We start from the raw sequence: 3077 nt of genomic DNA, 5'->3' as shown, positions 1-3077 counted from the left end.
GGAGGCACTCGTGCGGTGGCCCCATCCGCGGCGCGGAATGCTTGCCCCGCACCACTTCCTGCCGCTGGTCCGTCAGTACGGCCTGATGCGGTCGGTGACGGCCACGGTGCTGGAGCGGGCTCTGGACGACGCGGCGCGGTGGCACACCCGGGGTATCGGGGTGCCGGTGGCGGTGAACGTCTTCGCCCCTGCGATCAGCGACCCCGACCTTCCGGCGCAGATCACCGACGCGCTGGAGATCCGGGGTCTGCCGCCGCAGGTGCTCACCGTCGAGATCACCGAAGATCTGCTGCTGGACAATCTGGGCAAGACCAGGATGGTGTTCCACTCCCTGCGCGACAACGGAATCCGGGTCGCCATCGACGACTTCGGCAGCGGTTACTCGGCGCTGTGGTACCTGCGGGAGTTCCCGGTCGACGAGGTCAAGCTCGACCGCGAGTTCATCGCACCCATCCTGACCCATCCGCAGTCTGCGGCGATCGTGCGGGCGGTCGTCGACCTCGCGCACGCGCTGGGCATCACCCCGGTCGCCGAAGGGGCGAAAACGCCGAGACCGCAACGGAACTGCTCAAGTACGGTTGCCGGATAGCGCAGGGCTTCCACTACAGCCCGCCGCTGCCGGCGTCGGCGGTCGAGCAGATGCTCGAAGCCCAGAAGCGGGGACTGGCGTTGGTGCCGGGCGGCTACGACTCCGACGGCACCAGGCGCAGCGAGATCGAGTTGATGCAGTAGCGCTGGTCGGTCGGCGTCGGGTAACCCTCGCCTTCGAACACGTGGCCCAGGTGGCTGTGGCAGTTCGCGCACAGCACCTCGACGCGGCGCATGCCCAGCGAGTCGTCGGGCCGCAGGATCACCGCGTCGGAATCGGCCGGATCGAAGAACGACGGCCAGCCGCAGTGCGATTCGAACTTCTCGGTGCTGCGGAACAACTCGGCGCCGCAGGCGCGGCACTGGTACACACCTTCGGTCTTGGTGTCGGTGTACTCGCCGGTGAACGGGCGCTCGGTGCCGGCCCGCCGCAGCACCGCGAACTCCTCGGGGGTCAGCCGTTCGCGCCACTGGTCGTCGGTGAGCACGAGTTTGGGAGCGGTCATGGTTTTCAGGCTACCCGGGCGACTTGCCGGCCGGCGTGAGCTGCCCGACCCACGGCGGATCGATGCCCTCGTCGAGGCGGCCGTCCTGTTTGGCGTCCAGGTAACGGAACAGCAGCACGCAGAACACCACGACCGCCATCAGCGACCAGCCGTAGGTGATCTTGAGGTATTCGAGTGCGCGTCCGGTCGCGGGCAGCTGCCACAGCAGCCAGCGGTCCATCGTCAGGAAGCCGTACACGGCCAGCCACGCCACCCAACTGCGGATCACCGAGTTGGGCAGCACGACGGTCATCAGGAACGGGAACAGGGTCATCGAGTAGTAGCCCTGCGCCAGCGACAACGCCAGCCACGACGTGATCAGGAGCACTCCCGAGGACGTCAGCATCCAGAAGAACGGGTCGCGGGTGCGGTAGTGGCGGTACAGCAGCCACAGCGCCGCCGCGCCGAGCACGACGAAGGTGATGCGCAGCAGCAGGATCAGCCACATCGGCAGGCCGTAGTAGACGCCGTTGCCCAGGACTGAGCTGTTGAAGTAGTCGCGGGTCGACATGATGTAGGGCACCGTGCGGGTGACGAAGCTCATCGGGTCGCTGATCAACGGCCAGGCCGCGAGGTTGAACGCCACCGGCACCAGGAACGCCGTCACCAGCGCCCGCCACTGCCGGTTCAGCAGCGGCAGCAGCAGTAGCGGAGCCAGCAGCGGTTTGACCACCAGGGTCAGGCCGATGCTGACACCGGCCCACCATTCGTGACTGCGGTTGCCGTCCAGCAGCCACCGGAAGAACAGCACCTCCAGCAGCAGGATGACGCCGTTGATGTTGCCGAACACCAGTGTGTTCGTGACGCTCTCGGTGCAGAACATCGCCAGGAGCAGTGCGGGAGCGGCGACGGAGGAGAGCGTGAACTTGAACAGCCGCAACAGGAAGTAGCCCGCGAGGATGATCGCGACGGTGTTGAAGAAGATGAACCAGTTCCGCGACGCCACTTCCGGCAGGTAGCCGAAGGGGGCCATGATCAGCGTGCCGCCCGGCGGGTACAGGTAGTGCGGGTCGACGTGGTCGAAATGCTCGTTGTAGATGTCCCAACCGAACTTGAAGTTGATGACCGCGCGGTAGACGGGCGCGAAGTCGTCGGTGATGTAGCGGTTGAAGACCAGTACGTAGCTGCGGTGGATCACCGCCATGATCGCCAACGGCCAGAGGATGGACCGCAGCACCGACGCCGTGGTGGGAGGTGTCGTGCGAGGCCGGAAAGCCGCCAGAACAAGATCGCGCACGCCCCGCACCGTACCTCAGGGTTCCCGGAGGACCGTCAGGCCGGGCAGTACGTGTCGGTCGGCGGCAGCTGGCCGGTCTTGAGGTATTCGATCGCCGGCGGCAGGGCGCACGGCGAGTAGATCGTCGCGCCGTGTCCGATGCCCTGCCACATCACCCGCCGGTTGGACGAGCCGGCGTTGATCGCGGTCGCGGCCACCGCGGCGACACCCTCGCTGCCGACGATGGGGTTGTTCTGCACACCCAGCAGCAGGGTCGGGATCTGCAGGTCGGCCGGCTCTTTCGGCGCGCTGCCGCTGGGCCAGTTCAGGCACTTGACCATGTCGAGCGCGCCGACGGTGCCGAACTGCGGGTACAACTTGTCCCACGCCACCACCAGCTCCCGCACCCGGTCGGGGGTGGGCCGGTTCAGCGCGTCGCTGCAGGTGTTGACGAACTGTCCGTCGGTCTGGCGCAGGGTCTCGGCCTGGTTGACGAGGTTGTTGAGCCGGTTGGTGTTGCCGGCACGGGCGTCGGCGACGGCCAGCGCGAGTTCGTTGCCCGCGTCGACCCGTCCGCCGCGGGGATAGCCGAGTGCGGTCGAGACGGCGTTGGCGACGGCCGCCACCGACGCCCCGCCGGGTCCTCGGCCCGCAGTTCGGCACCGTCGGCGCGCTCGACATGGTCAAGTGCCTGAACTGGCCCAGCGGCAGCGCGCCGAAAGAGCCGG

Annotated in this window: 3 protein-coding genes and 1 pseudogene; 1 reads left to right on the top strand and 3 read right to left on the bottom strand. The window is 67.5% G+C overall.

Annotated features, from left to right (window positions below; translation table 11 throughout):
• The coding region (locus ASJ79_RS21425; RefSeq protein ID WP_231750964.1) for an EAL domain-containing protein at nucleotides 1-589 on the top strand (589 nt) is incomplete at its 5' end.
• 94 nt (nucleotides 590-683) lie between these two features.
• Here ASJ79_RS21425 and msrB read toward each other — a convergent pair.
• The 3 genes and pseudogenes from msrB to ASJ79_RS21410 all read right to left on the bottom strand — a co-directional run.
• A complete protein-coding gene (gene msrB / locus ASJ79_RS21420; RefSeq protein ID WP_067959625.1) occupies nucleotides 684-1094 on the bottom strand; it encodes a peptide-methionine (R)-S-oxide reductase MsrB in 411 nt (136 codons plus the stop codon).
• 10 nt (nucleotides 1095-1104) lie between these two features.
• Complete coding sequence (aftC, locus tag ASJ79_RS21415) at nucleotides 1105-2370, bottom strand: arabinofuranan 3-O-arabinosyltransferase (protein ID WP_197420314.1); 1266 nt, start codon at nucleotides 2368-2370, stop codon at nucleotides 1105-1107.
• Between the two features lie 35 nt (nucleotides 2371-2405).
• Nucleotides 2406-3002: pseudogene (locus ASJ79_RS21410) on the bottom strand (alpha/beta hydrolase); the annotation flags it as partial.
• Nucleotides 3003-3077 lie beyond the last annotated feature (75 nt).

It is taken from the genome of Mycobacterium sp. NAZ190054, from assembly GCF_001545925.1.
Taxonomy (GTDB): Bacteria; Actinomycetota; Actinomycetes; order Mycobacteriales; family Mycobacteriaceae; genus Mycobacterium.
The sequence above is the reverse complement of the archived record's forward strand: the minus strand, read 5'-3'. Positions and strand labels throughout refer to the sequence as shown.